We start from the raw sequence: 1,419 nt of genomic DNA, 5'->3' as shown, positions 1-1,419 counted from the left end.
GCACGAGGCGGGCTTCTTGTTGAATGACAGGCTTCAGCTGAAATCTGTCATTCGGTACTTGGTGGCTACACAGGGACTTGAACCCCGGACCCCAGCATTATGAATGCTATGCTCTAACCAACTGAGCTATGTAGCCAAGTGGCGCGCATTATTCTCGGAGAACGCATATGTGTCAAGCGTTGTTGTGAAAAATAATTGCGTGCGATCAACCGGTTAGCTGGCTGCCCTCGCGCAAGGCACGTTTTTCGGGCTTTTACCGGAGCAGGGTGTCCAGCAGCTCCAGATCATCGAATTCTTCTACCCGCTCCAGCATCTCTGCCATGTCGCGCTGATCCCTGAGCCAGGCTTTAAGGCTTTTCGGGTCAGTCAGTGCGTCCAGTTCATCCTGTGCGTCGTCGAGGTGTTCACGTATGGCCTTGAGCTGCTTCGCACATTTTGCATTGACCGTCTTGGACCTGATGTCCTCATAGGGGTCCATCAGGAATTGTTCCCGGATCAGCATTTTGCGGTCGTGGATTTCGTCTTCCAGCTCTCTGAGTTGTTCGCTCAGGATACGGTTGAAGTGCTTCAGGCGTTTGTCGGTGATGTTATCGATATGCGTCTGGTCGATCTGCTCGATCTCCATTTGCATCTGCAGCAGCGCCAGCAGGTTGTCATTTTCGTACGCTTCGTTGACCCGTTGCATGAGCGCCGTTTTCCGCTCGCGCTCATCGGCATCCTGCTCGCGGTCCGGGTGCAGTGCGCTGGCCAGTTTGCGGTAGATTTCGCGCAATGACTGGCTGCCTTCTGCCTCTTCCTGTTCACGGCGAATTTCGCTGGCAGTGGGCTTCTTCGGCTTTTGGGTGCTTTGCGCCTGTTCGGCCTGCTCGCGCAGTTTCTCTTCAATGTGCTGGGTCACATCATCTATGGAGTTCAGGTCGACATCGTCTCCCAGTTCCACGCCCAGCTCTTCTTCCAGTGAGGATTTGAAAAACTGGTTTTGCAGGCGCTCATCCTCGTCGTAATCGTTGCCGGTGTATTTGAAGTAGAGCTGCTTCAGTTCTTCATCGTGTTCGCCGCCCATGAGCGACATGGTCATGACACAGATGATCTCCAGTAACGTGGCTCTGTCTTTTTTGCTCAGGCGGAACTGATCAAAGGCCACGTCGAGCAGGCGCAGCTTGTTAATCTCGTTCTCGGCCTGCTCGCTGATCATCGGGACCAGCTCTTCGACCCAGAGCTTTTCGCAGGTTGTTGAAATAACGAGCCACTGCTGCAAAAGTTTGCGCCTGGCTTCGAGCTTTTCCATCAACGTGTTGAATTTCTTCTGACCGGCGCTCAGTTGAGGCCTGGACGGTTGCGCGACGATACGCGGTGAGGCGGGCGGTGTGGTCATGGCAAGACCTCCTTGACGAGGGGACCGCTAAGAGGGTGTAGACA

General features: G+C 54.3%; 1 protein-coding gene and 1 tRNA gene. Both read right to left on the bottom strand.

The window, feature by feature from the left end; all coding sequences use genetic code 11:
- Positions 1-59: 59 nt before the first annotated feature.
- Positions 60-136 (bottom strand) — tRNA-Met (locus ALO64_RS07775).
- 117 nt (positions 137-253) lie between these two features.
- The gene (locus ALO64_RS07770; protein WP_044345813.1) at positions 254-1,375 is read right to left on the bottom strand and encodes a J domain-containing protein; all 1,122 of its coding nucleotides are present in this window, start codon (positions 1,373-1,375) and stop codon (positions 254-256) included.
- Positions 1,376-1,419: the final 44 nt, after the last annotated feature.

Origin of the sequence: Pseudomonas meliae (assembly GCF_001400515.1) — a bacterium.
Classification (GTDB): Bacteria; Pseudomonadota; Gammaproteobacteria; order Pseudomonadales; family Pseudomonadaceae; genus Aquipseudomonas; species Aquipseudomonas amygdali.
This window is presented reverse-complemented; position numbering and strand designations above follow the sequence as displayed.